This window comes from Bradyrhizobium arachidis, from assembly GCF_024758505.1.
GTDB lineage: Bacteria > Pseudomonadota > Alphaproteobacteria > Rhizobiales > Xanthobacteraceae > Bradyrhizobium > Bradyrhizobium manausense_C.
Window position 1 is genome coordinate 94,961 of the sequence record NZ_CP077970.1, and the last position, 15,729, is coordinate 110,689.

General features: G+C 66.1%; 14 protein-coding genes and 1 riboswitch. Of the genes, 9 read left to right on the forward strand and 5 right to left on the reverse strand.

The window, feature by feature from the left end; translation table 11 throughout:
- Positions 1-16: 16 nt before the first annotated feature.
- A complete protein-coding gene (locus KUF59_RS00450) occupies positions 17-763 on the reverse strand; it encodes a uroporphyrinogen-III synthase (RefSeq protein WP_212456443.1) in 747 nt (248 codons plus the stop codon).
- Between the two features lie 151 nt (positions 764-914).
- Between KUF59_RS00450 and tsaD the strand changes: the two genes are divergently transcribed.
- The 3 genes from tsaD to KUF59_RS00465 are packed head-to-tail and all read left to right on the forward strand — an operon-like array spanning position 915 to position 3,387.
- Entirely contained in the window at positions 915-1,988 is a 1,074-nt protein-coding gene (gene tsaD / locus KUF59_RS00455; protein WP_212456442.1) for a tRNA (adenosine(37)-N6)-threonylcarbamoyltransferase complex transferase subunit TsaD, read from the forward strand.
- A 2-nt stretch (positions 1,989-1,990) separates the two neighbouring features.
- The gene (locus KUF59_RS00460; RefSeq protein ID WP_212456441.1) at positions 1,991-2,971 is read left to right on the forward strand and encodes an NAD(P)H-dependent glycerol-3-phosphate dehydrogenase; all 981 of its coding nucleotides are present in this window, start codon (positions 1,991-1,993) and stop codon (positions 2,969-2,971) included.
- 2 nt (positions 2,972-2,973) lie between these two features.
- The gene (locus KUF59_RS00465; protein WP_212456440.1) at positions 2,974-3,387 is read left to right on the forward strand and encodes an EVE domain-containing protein; all 414 of its coding nucleotides are present in this window, start codon (positions 2,974-2,976) and stop codon (positions 3,385-3,387) included.
- 19 nt (positions 3,388-3,406) lie between these two features.
- Here KUF59_RS00465 and KUF59_RS00470 read toward each other — a convergent pair whose 3' ends face one another.
- Entirely contained in the window at positions 3,407-4,495 is a 1,089-nt protein-coding gene (locus tag KUF59_RS00470) for an adenylate/guanylate cyclase domain-containing protein (RefSeq protein WP_212456439.1), read from the reverse strand.
- A gap of 102 nt (positions 4,496-4,597) precedes the next feature.
- Here KUF59_RS00470 and KUF59_RS00475 point away from each other — a divergent pair, with 102 nt between their 5' ends.
- Positions 4,598-5,056 (forward strand): SRPBCC family protein, encoded by a 459-nt coding sequence (locus tag KUF59_RS00475; protein WP_212456438.1) that lies wholly within the window; start codon positions 4,598-4,600, stop codon positions 5,054-5,056.
- A 64-nt stretch (positions 5,057-5,120) separates the two neighbouring features.
- Here KUF59_RS00475 and KUF59_RS00480 read toward each other — a convergent pair whose 3' ends face one another.
- On the reverse strand, positions 5,121-6,290 hold the full coding sequence (locus KUF59_RS00480; RefSeq protein WP_212456437.1) for a DNA topoisomerase IB: 1,170 nt from the start codon (positions 6,288-6,290) through the stop codon (positions 5,121-5,123).
- Positions 6,291-6,694: 404 nt separating this feature from the next.
- Here KUF59_RS00480 and acs point away from each other — a divergent pair, with 404 nt between their 5' ends.
- Positions 6,695-8,647: an acetate--CoA ligase gene (gene acs, locus KUF59_RS00485; protein WP_212456436.1), complete on the forward strand. Its 1,953-nt coding sequence runs from the start codon at positions 6,695-6,697 to the stop codon at positions 8,645-8,647.
- 360 nt (positions 8,648-9,007) lie between these two features.
- Positions 9,008-9,523 carry a L,D-transpeptidase gene (locus tag KUF59_RS00490; protein WP_258768081.1) on the forward strand — a complete coding sequence of 172 codons (516 nt, stop codon included), beginning with the start codon at positions 9,008-9,010 and terminating at the stop codon, positions 9,521-9,523.
- Between the two features lie 49 nt (positions 9,524-9,572).
- Here the strand turns inward: KUF59_RS00490 and KUF59_RS00495 are convergent, their stop codons facing one another.
- On the reverse strand, positions 9,573-10,181 hold the full coding sequence (locus tag KUF59_RS00495; protein ID WP_249140076.1) for a thermonuclease family protein: 609 nt from the start codon (positions 10,179-10,181) through the stop codon (positions 9,573-9,575).
- Between the two features lie 61 nt (positions 10,182-10,242).
- Positions 10,243-10,455, reverse strand: a complete 213-nt coding sequence (locus KUF59_RS00500) for a DUF1674 domain-containing protein (RefSeq protein WP_212456434.1) — start codon at positions 10,453-10,455, stop codon at positions 10,243-10,245.
- 201 nt (positions 10,456-10,656) lie between these two features.
- Here KUF59_RS00500 and KUF59_RS00505 point away from each other — a divergent pair, with 201 nt between their 5' ends.
- The 3 genes from KUF59_RS00505 (at position 10,657) to purH (ending at position 15,637) form a co-directional block, all read left to right on the forward strand.
- A complete protein-coding gene (locus KUF59_RS00505; protein ID WP_212456433.1) occupies positions 10,657-12,003 on the forward strand; it encodes an RsmB/NOP family class I SAM-dependent RNA methyltransferase in 1,347 nt (448 codons plus the stop codon).
- A gap of 156 nt (positions 12,004-12,159) precedes the next feature.
- Entirely contained in the window at positions 12,160-13,878 is a 1,719-nt protein-coding gene (locus KUF59_RS00510) for a heparinase II/III family protein (RefSeq protein ID WP_212456555.1), read from the forward strand.
- Positions 13,879-13,938: 60 nt separating this feature from the next.
- Positions 13,939-14,020: riboswitch (ZMP/ZTP riboswitch) on the forward strand.
- Between the two features lie 24 nt (positions 14,021-14,044).
- On the forward strand, positions 14,045-15,637 hold the full coding sequence (purH, locus tag KUF59_RS00515) for a bifunctional phosphoribosylaminoimidazolecarboxamide formyltransferase/IMP cyclohydrolase (RefSeq protein ID WP_212456432.1): 1,593 nt from the start codon (positions 14,045-14,047) through the stop codon (positions 15,635-15,637).
- Positions 15,638-15,729: the final 92 nt, after the last annotated feature.

The following is a 15,729-nucleotide window of genomic DNA, read 5'->3' on the forward strand; positions in this document are numbered from 1 at the left end:
GATTCGGCCCGTTCTCTTACGCCAAACGGGTCCGCAAAGCACGCTCCAAGGTTTCAAACAGGGCATTTTCGTCCGGCGACGCCGCGACGGTGACCTGTGTCGCACCCGCCTCGCGCAGGACGGCGGCGACATTCTCGGACAGGCAGCATTGCGGGATGGCCAGTGCGGAGATTTCGACGCCCTCTCCGCGCGCCGCCTCAAGGAAGGCCCGCGCGGTGCGGCGGGAATAATGCAGGACGGCCTCGATGCCGTGGGCGGCAAAGCCGTCGCAGACCTCGCGGGGCAGATGCCTGACCGGCGCCATGCGGTAGGTCGTCTGCGTGACCACATCAAAACCGTCGGCGCCGAGCTCGCCGGCGAGATCGCGCGACAGGTCAGCCCCGGCGAGATAGAGCAGCGTGCTTTTCTTCTTCAACCGCTTGTCGCGCGCGCTCGTCAGCACCGTGTCACGCAAGGCGGCCGCATCGCCGCCGGCGACGATCACCTCGACGAACCCGGCCTCGCGGGCGACCGAAGCGGTGTGTTCGCCGACCGCGAACAGCGGCAGTTTCAACAGCTTCAGTTCCGCCAATTGCGGCACGATGGCGCGGATCGCGTTGGCCGAGGAGACGATGACACCGCCATATTTGGTCTCGCCCGAATCGTGGAACGCGACGGGCTCGAACTTCAGGAGCGGCGCAAGGTGCACGTCGAAACCACGCGCGCGCAAGGCGACCGCGGTGGTCTCATTGTCAGGATGCGGCCGTGTCACAAGAATGGCCATGGTCTATATTCCCGGGCATGTCGTGGTGAAGCTTCAAGGGATAAAGACAAAGCGTGACAATTGCGCTTGGCGACCCCGGAATGCTACCGGACGTACCAGAACTCTGCTTTACGGATGAGCGCAAGGCCGCAAATTGGATAACGATTCGCCAATGCTGGTGCTGGGTATCGAAACCACCTGCGACGAGACCGCCGCGGCGGTGATCGAGCGCGCGGCTGACGGCAGCGGAACGATCCGCTCCAACATCGTGCGCTCGCAGGTGGACGAGCACGCCCGCTTCGGCGGCGTGGTGCCGGAAATCGCCGCGCGCGCGCATGTCGACCTGCTCGACGGTATCATCGAACGCGCCATGAAAGAGGCCGGGGTCGGGTTTGCCGAGCTGTCCGGCGTCGCCGCCGCCGCGGGTCCGGGGCTGATCGGTGGCGTCATCGTAGGGCTCACCACGGCAAAAGCCATCGCGATGGTGCACGGCACGCCGCTCGTCGCCGTGAACCATCTCGAGGCGCATGCGCTGACGCCGCGCCTGACCGACCGGCTCGATTTTCCCTACTGCCTGTTCCTTGCCTCCGGCGGTCACACGCAGATCGTCGCTGTCGTGGGCGTCGGCCAATATGTGCGGCTCGGTACCACCGTCGACGACGCCATCGGCGAAGCCTTCGACAAGGTCGCGAAGATGCTGGGGCTGCCTTACCCGGGCGGACCGCAAGTCGAACGCGCGGCTGGCAACGGCGATGCCGCGCGCTTTGCGTTGCCGCGGCCGATGCTGGGACGCGCGGACGCAAATTTCTCGCTGTCAGGCCTCAAGACCGCCGTGCGTAACGAAGCGAGTCGCATTGTGCCGCTGGAGCCACAGGACATCAGCGATCTCTGCGCGAGCTTTCAGGCCGCGGTGCTGGAATCGACCGCCGACCGGCTGAGCGTCGGCCTCAAACTCTTCCGCGAGCAGTTCGGTGCGCCGCACGCGCTCGTCGCCGCCGGCGGCGTCGCCGCCAACCAAGCGATCCGCAGCGCATTGCAGGACGTCGCCGACAAGGCACAGACGCAGCTCATCATGCCGCCGCCGGCGCTCTGCACCGACAATGGCGCCATGATCGCCTGGGCCGGCGCCGAGCGCCTCGCGCTCGGCCTGACCGATACGATGGAAGCGCAGCCGAGGGCGCGCTGGCTGCTCGACGCGAACGCCACGGCGCCCGCCGGCTACAGCAACACGCGCGCGGGATACTAGCCATGCCGGCATTCCAATCCGTCGCGGTGATCGGCGCCGGCGCCTGGGGAACGGCGCTGGCAACCGTCGCGGCGCGCGCAGGGCGCAGCGTCACGCTCTGGGCGCGCAACGCGGAGCACGCCGCGCGCATCGCCTCGACACGCGACAATCCGCGGCTGCCGGGCGTGATGCTCACGCCAGACATCGTGGTGACGAGCGAGCTGGCCTTGGCGGCGCGCGCCGACATGATCCTGATCGCAACGCCCGCGCAGCATCTGCGCGGCGCGGTCAACGCGCTTGCATCGCATCTGACAGGGCCCGTGCCGATCATCGCCTGCGCCAAGGGCATCGAGCACGGCACGCACAAGTTCATGACCGACGTGATCGCGGAAGCCGCGCCCGCCGCGCAGCCCGCGATCCTGTCCGGCCCGAGCTTTGCCGACGACGTCGCGCGCGGCCTGCCGACCGCAGTCACGCTCGCCGCGAAGGATGAGCAGCTCGCAAGCGCCCTGGTGCAGGCGCTGGGTTCGCCGACCTTCCGGCCCTATCACTCCACGGACGTGCGCGGTGTCGAGATCGGCGGCGCGGCGAAGAACGTGCTGGCGATCGCGGTGGGCATCGCGGTTGGACGCAAGCTCGGCGCGTCGGCACAGGCCGCACTCACCACGCGCGGCTTTGCCGAGCTCGCCAGGTTCGGCCGCACGCTTGGCGCGCGCGGCGAAACCTTGGGCGGCCTGTCGGGCCTCGGCGACCTGATCCTGACCTGCTCGAGCCCGCAATCGCGCAACTTTGCGCTCGGGCTCGCGCTCGGTCGCGGCGAGAAGGCGCCGGCCGGCAAGCTTGCCGAGGGCGAGTCGACCGCACCGGTGCTGATTGAACTTGCGGCTTCGCAAAATATCGAGATGCCGGTATCACAGGCGGTGGCGGCGATCCTCGATGGCAAGACCACGATCGACGCCGCGATTTCAGGACTTTTGACGCGCCCCTTCAAGGCTGAGGAATGAGCATGGCGTACTGGCTGGTGAAATCCGAACCGTCCGTCTGGTCCTGGGACCAGCAGGTCGCCAAGGGCGCAAAGGGCGAGGCATGGACCGGCGTGCGCAATTTTACCGCGCGCCAAAATCTCGTGGCCATGAAGAAGGGCGACAAGGCGTTCTTCTATCATTCCAACGAAGGCAAGGAGATCGTCGGCATCGCCGAGATCATCAAGGAGGCCTATCCGGATCCGACCGACAAGACCGAAAAATTCGTCTGCGTCGACATCAAGGCCGACAAGCCCTTGAAGACGCCGGTGACGATGGCCGCGATCAAGGCGGACAGGAAGCTCGCCGACATGGCGCTGGTGAAATATTCGCGGCTGTCGGTGCAGCCGGTGACGGCGGACGAGTGGAAACTCGTCTGCAAAATGGGCGGGCTGTAGTTGCTGCCGTAGACGCAGATCACGCGTCCGGCAGCGCAAACACCGCACATGGCGATGCGATCCCGCGCAGCGCATGCGTTCCGAGATCAATCAACTGCGCGTCGGTCTCGGCGGCGAGCGCGCCTGAGACGAGCACGGTCTTGCCGAGCGGCCGGCACAATCCCTCGAGCCGGCTTGCCAGATTGACGGCGGATCCGATCGCGGTGAAGTCCAGGCGGTTGGCGGCGCCGATATTGCCCCAGAGCATTTCGCCGAGATGCAGCGCCGCACCGAAGGACAAAAGCGGCAGCCCCTGCCGATGACGCTCCTCGTTCAGATGCGCCATGCCGGCTTGCGCAGCGGCCGCCGCGCGCAAGGCTGCCTGGCAGGCACGACGCGGCGGCTCATCGACTACCGGAAAGATCGCAAGCACGCCGTCACCGATGAATTTCAAGACCTCGCCGCCGAAGGCGTGAACCGCACCGGCGATGCGGTCGAACCAGGCGTCGAGTGCCGCGATGACGGCGGCAGGCGGGTTGCTTTCCGACAGCGCCGTAAAGCTGCGCAGATCGGCATAGAGCAGCGCGGCCTGAATGGTCTCGCCGAGGTCGCGGCGCAGAGGTGCTGCCAGCACGCGCGCGGCACTGCGCCGGCCGAGATAGGCTTCGAGCGTTGCAAACAGCGTGGCACGCGCGGCGAGGACGGCCAAGGGTGCAGCGGCGAAACGCGCGGCTTGCTTCAATTCGTCGATCTCGTCCGACGTGAAGGCACGTGGTCCGATCCAGCCGAGCGACGGGCCATCTTGCCGCGCCCCGATCACGTCTTCGTGCACGATGCCGCCTGCGATATCGCCGAGCCAGCGGCGGCCGGCATCACCGGGCGCTTGCGGCGCAAACGCTGCTGCGCCCGAGGCAAAGCCCAGAGCTTCGATGACCGCGCCGCTGTCGGCGCGCCACAGCCAGGTTCGTCGCGCGATCAGGGGATGCGGCACGTCGAGGGTCAGCGCACCGGCTGCGAGCGGCAGTCCGTCCGCGACCAGATGCGCACCAAGTTCCGCGAGCAGACGGTCCGCGCTCCCGGTCTCCGCTCCGGAATCGACGAGCCAGGCGAGCGTGGAGGAAAGTTTCATGACGCGATCATGGCGTCCGCCCGCCCTCTTTGTCACGGCCTATCCTTGACGATACGGGTTGGCGCCGCCATCTCCGAGAGCGCAACGGAGAACGCAGCTGCAATGACCGAGCCGTTCATAGTTCGACGCGAAACCCAGATCGCGGCCCCGCGTGCCACCGTTTTTGCTTTCCTGACGGATCCCGACAAGATTTTGAGCTGGATGGGCACCGAGGCGACGATGGAGCCGCACCCCGACGGGCTCTATCTGCTGAAGGGCATCGGCCCGCGCAGCGGCGTGGCCCGCGGCGCATTCCGCGAGGTCGTGCCGGTGCATCGTCTGGCCTACACCTTCGGCTGGGACGGCGGCCAGGAAGTGCCGCCCGGCTCCAGCCTGGTCGAGATCGATCTCTTTGAGCGCGACGGCGGCACCTTGCTGTGCATGACCCATAGCGGCCTGCCCAACGAAGCGCAGTGCATCAGCCACAGCAAAGGTTGGGCACATTATCTGGGACGGCTGACGAGCGCAGCCGCCGGCCGCAATCCGGGCCCCGACAAGGGCCTGCCGAACGAGAAGATGTAAGCTAGAGCATGATCCGGAAAAGTGTGAAGCGACTTTCCGAAAAGGTCATGCTCAAACTAAAGACCTAAACCGCTGCCGTTGCCACGACCTGCGCCAGAAGCTGCTCGCGTCGCGCCTGCGAGCGCTGGCCCTTCATGGTCGCGGCAAAGCGCTCGAGGATGCCGTCCTCGAAGGCCGTGACGATGGTGTCGTGCACGTAGCTCTTGCGGCAGATCGCCGGCGTGTTGGAGAGCTTGTCGGCCGCGGCGCGGATCGCATCCAGCACCTGCTTCTTGCGGCCGCGCTGACTGGTGGCCGGCGTGATCCGCGACAGCGATTCAACCACCACCGCCGATGCCATCAGCGTGCGAAAATCCTTCAGCGAAATCTTGATGCCGGCGATCTCGCGCAAAAACGCGTTCACCTGCGTGGTGTTCACCGCGCGCACGATGCCGTTCGCGTCGCGATACTGGAACATGCGCTTGCCCGGCACGCCGCGCAGAATGCCGATGGCGCGCACGAGCTTGGCTGCGTCGCACTCCTTCCGCACGGCCTTGCCGCCCTTGGCCTTGAACGTCAGCACGAAGCAATCGTCCTCCAGCGTGACGTTGGACTTGAGCAGCGTGGTGGCGCCGCGGGTGCCGTTGAGGCGCGCATAGGATTCATTACCCGGACGGATCGCGGTGCGAGCGATCAGCTCGATCACCGCCGAAAGCGCGAATTCGCGCGTCGGCTCGTCGCCGGACAGGAACGCCGAAACCTTGCGCCGGATTTTTGGCAGCGCGCCGACGAGCTTCTCCAGGCGATGCGCCTTGCGCTGCTCGCGGACCTTTTCCCAGTCGGCGTGATAGCGATATTGCAGCCGGCCTGCGGCATCGCGACCCACGGCCTGGAGATGCGAGCTGGGATCGGCCGAATAGCGCACCTCGCGATAGGCCGGCGGAACCGCCATGGCGTGCAGACGGCGGATGGTCCGGGCGTCGCGGATGTGCGCGCCGTTGGGGCGGACGAAGGAATAGCCCTTGCCGCGCCTGATGCGGCGGATGGTCAGCTCGTTCTGGTCGCCGAGGCGCAGCCCCAGCTCCCGGGCGAGGGCTTCCACCGTGGCCGGAGGGGTGGCGTCGTAGGTCTTTTTCGGGCTGGGGCGACGAAAAGGGGCCGGTTTGGGCCATTGTCCGAGCGCCTTTGCCAGCGCAATAGCGGCGGGATCGGCCGAAGCGGGCTGAAGAGCCCCCAAATTCTGCTGATCCATCATAGTCTTACGCCTTAGCTCCGCCTGTTACCCGTCAATGCCGTTGTTTTGGCTTTTGTTCCCGCCGGGCTTCGTTGAACCCGGTTTGGCCATTTAGGGGCTTCCGAACCGCATTGCGAGTCCCGAATCGGTGACATACGGTTTCTAAATACCGCCGCTGGCCGCATAGGGGGTTTGCAGCGGCGCTTCCCGATATCTCGGTAAAGAGCCCAGCCTCTCGCGCCAAGCCAGTCTCCGCCCCTGTTTCAGATTTGCGACAGGCCTCGCGCGCAGCTTGATCCTGCGCATGGTGGCGTGCCCGCCGAAGGTCCAGCTTGTCCTCCTTGTCGGGTGCGGTTAGCCCGACGCATACTCACGTCAATGATGATGTCGGCGTTGCGTTAAGCTTGCCGCATGTGGAGGGAAACATGTCCGAGAAGATCTACGATGTGCCGGCTGAGTGGGCGAAGCGCGCCTGGGTGGACCAGGGCAAGTACAAGGACATGTACGCCCGCTCGATCTCGGACCCGAACGGCTTCTGGGCCGAGCAGGCCAAGCGCATCGACTGGATGAAGGCGCCCCACAAGATCGAGAACGTCTCCTTCGCGCCGGGCAACGTCTCCATCAAATGGTTCGAGGACGGCGTCCTCAACGTCGCCTGGAACTGTATCGACCGGCATCTTCACAGCCGAGCAAATCAAACCGCAATCATCTGGGAGGGCGACGATCCCTCGCAATCCCGGCACATCACCTACAAGGAACTGCACGACGAAGTGTGCCGGATGGCCAACATCCTGCGCACGCGCAACGTCAAGAAGGGCGACCGCGTCACCATCTATCTGCCGATGATCCCGGAAGCGGCCTACGCGATGCTCGCCTGCGCGCGGATCGGCGCCATCCACTCCGTGGTGTTCGCGGGCTTCTCGCCGGACAGCCTCGCGCAGCGCATCAACGACTGCAAATCCAAGGTGATCATCACCGCCGACGAAGGCCTGCGCGGCGGCAAGAAGGTGCCGCTGAAGGCCAATGTCGACGCGGCGCTTGCCAAGGCCGACGGCGTCGACTGGGTCGTCGTGGTGAAGCGCACCGGCGGCAAGATCGACATGAACCCGTCGCGCGACCTCTGGTATCACGAGGCGGCCGCGATGGTGACGACGGAATGCCCCGCCGAGCACATGCACGCCGAGGACCCGCTGTTCATCCTCTACACGTCGGGCTCGACCGGCACACCGAAGGGCGTGCTGCACACCTCCGGCGGCTATCTCGTCTATGCCTCGATGACGCATCAATACGTCTTCGACTATCACGATGGCGACATCTACTGGTGCACCGCCGACGTCGGCTGGGTGACCGGCCACAGCTATATTCTCTATGGGCCGCTCGCCAACGGCGCGACCACGCTGATGTTCGAAGGCGTGCCGAACTATCCGGACAATTCCCGGTTCTGGCAGGTCATCGACAAGCACAAGGTCAACATCTTCTACACCGCGCCGACCGCGATCCGCGCGCTGATGCAGGGCGGCGACGAGCCCGTGAAGAAGACCTCGCGCGCCTCGCTCCGCCTGCTCGGCTCGGTCGGCGAGCCCATCAATCCGGAAGCCTGGGAATGGTATCACCGCGTGGTCGGCGAGGACCGCTGCCCGATCGTCGACACCTGGTGGCAGACCGAAACCGGCGGCATCCTGATCACGCCGCTGCCGGGCGCAACCAAACTGAAGCCGGGTTCGGCGACACTGCCGTTCTTCGGCGTCGTGCCTGAAATCGTCGACGCCGACGGCAAGGTGCTGGATGGCGAGACGTCAGGCAATCTCTGCCTCACCCGGTCCTGGCCGGGTATGATGCGCACGGTGTATGGCGACCACGCCCGCTTCGAGCAGACCTATTTCTCGACCTACAAGGGCAAGTATTTTACCGGCGACGGCTGCCGCCGCGATGCCGACGGCTATTACTGGATCACCGGCCGCGTCGACGACGTCATCAACGTCTCCGGCCACCGCATGGGCACGGCCGAGGTCGAGAGCGCGCTGGTCGCACATGAGAAGGTCTCGGAAGCCGCCGTCGTCGGCTTCCCGCACGACATCAAGGGCCAGGGCATCTACGCCTATGTGACCCTGATGGCCGGCGTTGAGCCAACCGAGGATCTGCGCAAGGAGCTCGTGACCTGGGTGCGCAAGGAGATCGGCCCGATCGCCTCGCCCGACCAGATCCAGTTCGCGCCGGGCCTGCCAAAGACCCGCTCCGGCAAGATCATGCGCCGCATCCTGCGCAAGATCGCCGAGGACGAGCCGGGCAGCCTGGGCGACACCTCGACGCTGGCCGATCCCGCCGTGGTCGACGACCTCGTCAAGAACCGGCAGAACAAGAAGAACGCGTCGGCTTGATTTGCAGCCGTCATTCCGGGGCGATGCGCAAGCATCGAACCCGGAATCTCGAGATTCCGGGTTCGCGACTTCGTCGCGCCCCGGAATGACGATCCAAAATTTGCACCCTCACGCACTTGTCAGGGGCGCCTCCCGCGCCGCCTGCCGTTTCCGGCCGAGTGTTGTTTTCAGGTCATTTACTTTAATTCGAACATTTCCTTTGTTCCCCGCCGTAAGGTAGGCCCCACACCGGACGTGGAAACCATCCGGTTAAGACACGCGGTTAAGAATGCGTGGGTGAGAGGCCGGCAGGACCCGGTTCAGGCGGTCTGCGCGACGATTTGAGGCCCCGCGAGGGGCGGCTGGGAAGTGGAGCAGATTATGTCGATGAGGATTGCGGTGGCATTGGCCGCCACCATCGGGGCGGGGGTCTTGATGTCGACGGCGGCCGAGGCGCGGCCGGAAATGGTGGGGATGCGCTCGGCCGAGTATTCGCCAGGCACCATCGTGGTCCGGACCAATGAACGCCGGCTCTATCTCATTCTCGATACCGATCATGCCGTGCGTTATCCGGTCGGCGTCGGCAAGTCCGGCAAGCAATGGGCCGGCACCACCCGCGTCGACGGCAAATACCGCAACCCGGCCTGGTCGCCGCCCGCCGAGGTGAAGCGCGACAAGCCGAGCATTCCCGACGTGATCCCCGGCGGCTCGCCGCGCAACCCGATGGGCGTTGCGGCAATGACGCTCGCCGGCGGCGAATATGCGATTCACGGCACCAACGTCCCGGGCTCGGTCGGCGGCTTCGTCTCCTATGGCTGCATCCGCATGCTCAACGACGACATCACCGATCTCTATTCGCGCGTGTCGGTCGGCACGACCGTGGTCGTGACGCGCTGACAGCTCCGATCAGGTTGAGGGAGAAAAGCCGCGTTGCGACGCGGCTTTTTTATTGCCAGAAGCGCCAGCCTCGCGCGCACCAGCCGTCGCGATGGCCGCCATTGTAGCTGCGGACATGGCCGCTTGCGAGAAGCGCCGCCGACACGCTTGCGGTGCGTTTGGTCGCGACATCGGCGACGACGCGGCCTTCATATTTGTCCGGTCCGATGTTGTAGATGGTAACGCCGCCCTGGCCGAGCAGCGCGCGCAGCGCGTCGGTCGCGGCCTCGGCCTTCGTCAGTTCGTCCTGGCAGGACGCCTTCAATTCAGGCGCGTCGATGCCGCGCAGGCGAACCCGCGTCACGAGATCGCGCCCCTCGCGTTGATGCACGCGCGCAAGAAAGGTGTCGCCATCGATGGTGCGGATGACGTCCACGGCCTGGCGCGTGTCCGGATTGCCGGCGTGCTGCAGGACGATTGCGGCATCCTGCGCCCGGACGTCGTCCGACCGCGACAACGGCCAGTTCAGCCCATGCCGAAAGGTCAGCACCACCGCGAACGCAATGCCGACCACAAACATCCACGGCAGCAGCCCTGCGAAACGGCGGCCGAACGGCGAACCGCGAAACGACGACCGATACGGATTGGGTCGATGCGGGATCTGATCTTGGGGGGACATCAGCCGACGCTGGACTGAGTCGGGCGAGCCGGCAAGGGAAGGTCAAGAGACGGCCTGGACTTTAGAAGTCCGAGGCGATGCCTTTGCGTTCCCAGTCGCCGTAGCGCGTGGGCTCCGGCCCTTTCGGACCCTGCATTTCCTTCGGCCGCGCCTTGTCTCGAGCCTCGGCTTCGGCCGCCGCGGCGGCCTGCCGGCGCGCCTCCGCCTCGGCCAGCGCCCGCTGGGCGGCCGGAGGCAAGGATTTCCGTTCCGGTGAAGAAGAATTGTCGCTCATCAAGAGGCTCTTTACCCCAGGACCGCGCCCCGCGCGATCCCCCAAGAGGTCGTCCAAAAGATCGTCCACGACGGTCGTCACGATCGGATGAAAAAACCAGAGGCGATTCTTACATTTGGCATATTCGCATGCCACTGATGCGGATCATCAGGCATGCGCCCTAGCGGCGGAACTGCCGCTCGCTCAGAACCTTACTTCCGCATGCCGTCTCAACGTTTCGCTCCCCCGACTGAAGTGCCTGGTCTCGCGGCACGACGTATCGCCGCCGACATCGTCGATGGTGTCCTGCACAAGCACCGCACGCTCGACGACCAACTCGACGGTGCCGGTGCCCATCCCGGACTGAAGACGCTGGCCGATCGCGACCGTGCGCTGATGCGCCGCCTGGTCGCGACCATTTTGCGCAAGCTCGGCACGCTCGGCCACGTGCTGTCGCGACTGCTCGACAAGGGCATTCCCTCCGACGCACCGCGCGCGCAGAGCGCGCTTCTCATCGGCGCCGCGCAGATCCTCTGGATGGATGTTCCCGATCACGCCGCGGTCGATCTCTCGGTCCGCCTCGTGCAATCCGATCGCCGCGCGGCGCGCTATGCCGGTCTCGTCAACGCCGTGCTGCGGCGCTGCGCGCGCGAGGGCAAGGCGCTGGTGGAAGAGGTCGCCACGCAATCGCTCGACATGCCGCCATGGCTGCTGGCGCGCTGGACCGCGCATTATGGCGAGGCCTCCGCACGCGACATGGCGCTGGCGCTCGGCCACGAACCCTCGCTCGATCTCACGGTGAAGTCCGACGCCGCGCAATGGGCGAGCCGGCTGCATGGCGAGGTGTTGCCTACGGGGTCGGTACGCACGCTGCTGCACGGCTCGGTGACCATGTTGCCCGGATTCGGCGACGGCCAATGGTGGGTGCAGGACGCCGCCGCCGCATTGCCCGCGCGTCTGTTCGGCGACATCGCCGGCAAATCCATCGCCGACCTCTGCGCGGCACCCGGCGGCAAGACGGCGCAGCTGGCGCAGGCCGGCGCCAAAGTCACCGCCATCGACCGTTCGCCGGCCCGTGTCGCGCGGCTGCGCGAAAATCTCGCGCGCCTGACGCTCCAGGCGGAGACCGTGGTCGCTGATGCCGTGGAATGGCAGGGGCCCGCCGAAGGGTTCGACGGCATTTTGATCGACGCCCCCTGCACCTCGACCGGCACGATTCGCCGCCACCCCGACGTCGCCTGGCTGCGGCAGGAATCCGACATCGCGTCGTTGGCCGCGCTCCAGCAGCGGCTGCTGCGAAAATCCGTCACGCTGCTCAAGTCGGGCGGCATGCTGATCTACTGCACCTGCTCCCTGGAACCCGAGGAGGGCGAGCAGGCGATATCAGCGCTGCTCGCCGCGGAGCCCGCGCTGCGCCGCGTCCCGATCGCCGCGTCCGAGGTCGCAGGCCTTTCCGAGATCATCACCGCCGACGGCGACCTGCGTACCCTGCCCTGCCATCTGCCGCATGCCGACCCGAGGCTCGGCGGGCTCGACGGATTTTTCGCCGCCCGGCTCGTTAAATCCTGATTTTGCACCGGATTTTGCTCCCCCGACACTGATTCGCGCGGTTTCAAGGTGGTGTCTTGCGGCCGATTTTGGGATTAAAAGGATTCGTCGGAATCCTCTCCCCCTTCAAGGCAAGGCGTGTCGGTCGCTCAACGCAGACGCATCTCGACGCTGGTCATGAACCGCTTCGCGCGGAACGTGCTTGCGCGCGCGAGCGGCGGACCGGTTGCGCTGTCGCGGCTCTGGCCCGGCCGCACCGACCGGCTGATCATCGCGCCGCATGATCTGCGCACCGCGGACGCCACCCGCGCCGCCGAGATCTATGCCGGACGCTTCGTCTTCGCCGGCAAGATCGTCAATTGCCACGGCCGCTCGATCTTCGATCTCGAGCCGCCGTCGGAAGACTGGGAGGTCGCGCTCCTCGGCTTCGGCTGGCTGCGCCATCTCCGCGCCGCCGACACCGCCCTGACCCGGGCCAATGCGCGTGCCCTGGTCGAGGACTGGATCTCCAATCCGACCAACAAGCGCCGCCCGGTCGCGCGGCGCGCCGACGTGCTGGCGCGGCGCGTGATCTCGCTGTTGTCGCAGGCGCCACTGGTGCTGGGCGATACCGACAACAAGTTCTATCGCCGTTACTTGCGCGGCCTCGCGCGTGAGATCCGCTATCTCCGCTACACCATGGTCGACATCCCCGACGGGGTGCCGCGCCTGCAAGTGTTGATCGCACTGTGCTACACCGCGCTGTGCCTCGCCAACCAGGCGCGCCACATCCGCAGCGTCTCGCGAAAACTCTCCGACGAGTTGCAGCGTCAGATCCTGCCGGACGGCGGGCACGTCTCCCGCAATCCCGGCGCGCTGATCGAGCTGTTGATCGACCTGCTGCCGCTGCGGCAGACCTTTGCCGCGCGCAACATCGCGCCGCCGCCGGCGCTGCTCAACGCCATCGACCGCATGATGCCGATGCTGCGCTTCTTCCGGCACGGCGACGGCAACTTTGCGCTGTTCAACGGCATGAGCGCGACGGCGTCGGATCTGCTCGCCACGCTGCTCGCCTATGACGACACCCACGGCGCGCCGATGGCGAACATGCCGCATACCGGTTTCCAGCGCCTCGATGCCGGACAGTTGACGCTGATCATGGACACCGGTGCGCCGCCGCCGCCCAATGTCAGCCACGATGCGCATGCCGGTTGTCTGTCGTTCGAATTGTCCTCAGGGATAAGCCGCATCGTAACCAATTGCGGCATGCCGACGACGGGCCGCGACAATTGGCGGCCCTTTGCGCGCGGCACCGCGGCGCATTCGACGCTGACCTATCACGACACGTCGTCGTGCCAGTTCGTCGAATTGTCGGCGATGAAGAAGCTGCTGCACGGCGCGCCCGTCGTCAGCGGGCCGTCCGAGGTCGAGAGCTATCGCGAAATCGTGCAGAACGGCACGCTGCTCACGGCCTCGCATGACGGCTATCTCGCAAAATTCGGCGTGATCCATCGCCGTGTCGTGATGGTCGCCGATGACGGTACGCGGCTCGACGGCGAGGACACGTTGTCGCCGCCGCAGGGCGGGCGCCTCAAGGGCGCCAACGCCGATTTCGCGCTGCGCTTCCATTTGCACCCGGCAGTGAAAGCAAGCCGCTTGTCGGATGCCCGCGGCGTCATGCTGGTGCTGCCGAACCGCGACGTCTGGACGTTTGAAGCGCTCGACGACAAGGTCGACCTCGAGGACAGCGTGTTCCTGGCCGGCAATGATGGCCCCCGCCGCACCGCGCAGATCGTGATCCGGCAGGACGCCCGCCAGGCCCCCTCGATCCGCTGGAGTTTTGTCCGCTCGACGGCCTCGCCGGCGGTCACCAATGCCCGCCGCAACGCGCGGCGGGAGCCGGAACTTCCGCTGTGAACGCGCGCGATTCGCACCGTTCCGCGTTATTGTAGAGATCGCCGAAAGCTGCTAACGAGCCTTCGCTCGCGCGACTGGCGACCTTGGATGGAGCACCATCGGGAAGCGCGGGACATATCTGCCGCGCGCCTGGGCATAGGGACTCCCTGAACAGAGGATCTTGCTCATGACTGACCATCCCCGCCGCGTCACCCGCGCCCTTCTCTCCGTTTCCGACAAGACCGGCCTGATCGAGTTCGCCCAGGCGCTCGCTTCGCACGGCGTCGAGCTGGTTTCGACGGGCGGCACCGCAAAAGCGATCGCCGCCGCCGGCCTCAAGGTGAAGGACGTCTCCGAACTGACCGGCTTCCCTGAGATGATGGACGGCCGCGTCAAGACGCTGCATCCGAAGGTGCATGGCGGGCTGCTCGCGATCCGCGACAATGCCGAGCACGCTTCCGCGATGAAGACGCATGGCATCGCGCCGATCGACCTGCTCGTCGTCAACCTCTATCCGTTCGAGGCAACCGTCGACAAAGGCGCCGGCTTCGAGGAGTGCATCGAGAACATCGATATCGGCGGTCCCGCGATGATCCGCGCCGCCGCGAAGAACCATGACGATGTCGCCGTCGTGGTCGAGGCGCAGGACTATCAGGCCGTACTCGACGAGCTCGCCGCCAACAACGGCGCGACGACGCTGAAGCTGCGCCGGCGCCTCGCCGCCAAGGCCTATGCACGCACCGGCGCCTATGACGCCGCGATCTCGAACTGGTTTTCGCGTCAGCTCGAGATCGATGCGCCCGACTTCCGCGCCTTCGGCGGCCGGCTGATCCAGGCGCTGCGTTACGGCGAGAACCCGCACCAGACCGCGGCGTTCTATGCGCTGCCGGACAAGCGCCCGGGCGTCTCCACCGCGCGGCAGTTGCAGGGCAAGGAGCTGTCCTACAACAACATCAACGACACCGATGCGGCCTATGAGTGCATCGGCGAATTCGATGCCAAGCGCACCGCGGCCTGCGTGATCGTCAAGCACGCCAATCCCTGCGGCGTCGCCGAAGGCCCCGACCTGGTCAGCGCCTATCGCCGGGCGCTCGCCTGCGACTCGACCTCAGCGTTCGGTGGGATCATCGCGATGAACCGCGCGCTGGATGCGGACACTGCGCGCGAGATCACAAAGATCTTCACCGAGGTGATCATCGCACCGGATGCCAGCGAGGAAGCGATCGCCATCATCGGCGCCCGGAAGAATTTGCGCCTGCTGCTCGCAGGCAGCCTGCCCGATCCGCGCGCGGCCGGCTTCACCGCGAAGACGGTCGCGGGCGGTCTGCTGGTGCAGAGCCGCGACAACGCTGTTGTCGACGACATGACTTTCAAGGTGGTGACGAGGCGCGCGCCGACCGACGCTGAAATGCGCGACCTGAAATTTGCGTTCCGGGTCGCAAAGCACGTCAAGTCCAACACCATCATCTACGCCAAGGATCTCGCCACCGTCGGCATCGGCGCGGGCCAGATGAGCCGGGTGGATTCGGCGCGGATCGCGGCACGCAAGGCCCAGGACGCGGCCAACGAATTGAAGCTTGCGGAGCCGCTGACCAAGGGCTCGGTCGTGGCCTCAGATGCGTTCTTCCCGTTCGCCGACGGCATGCTCGCCTGCATCGAAGCCGGCGCCACCGCCGTGGTGCAGCCCGGCGGCTCGATGCGCGACGACGAGGTGATCAAGGCCGCCGACGAGCACGGCATCGCCATGGTGTTCACGGGGACGCGGCATTTCAGGCATTGACCGGTTGTCGTCCCGGACAAGCGCAGTTCCTGACAACGCATGGCGTTGTCAGGAACGAAGCGCAGATCCGGGACCCATAGCCACAGGAAGTG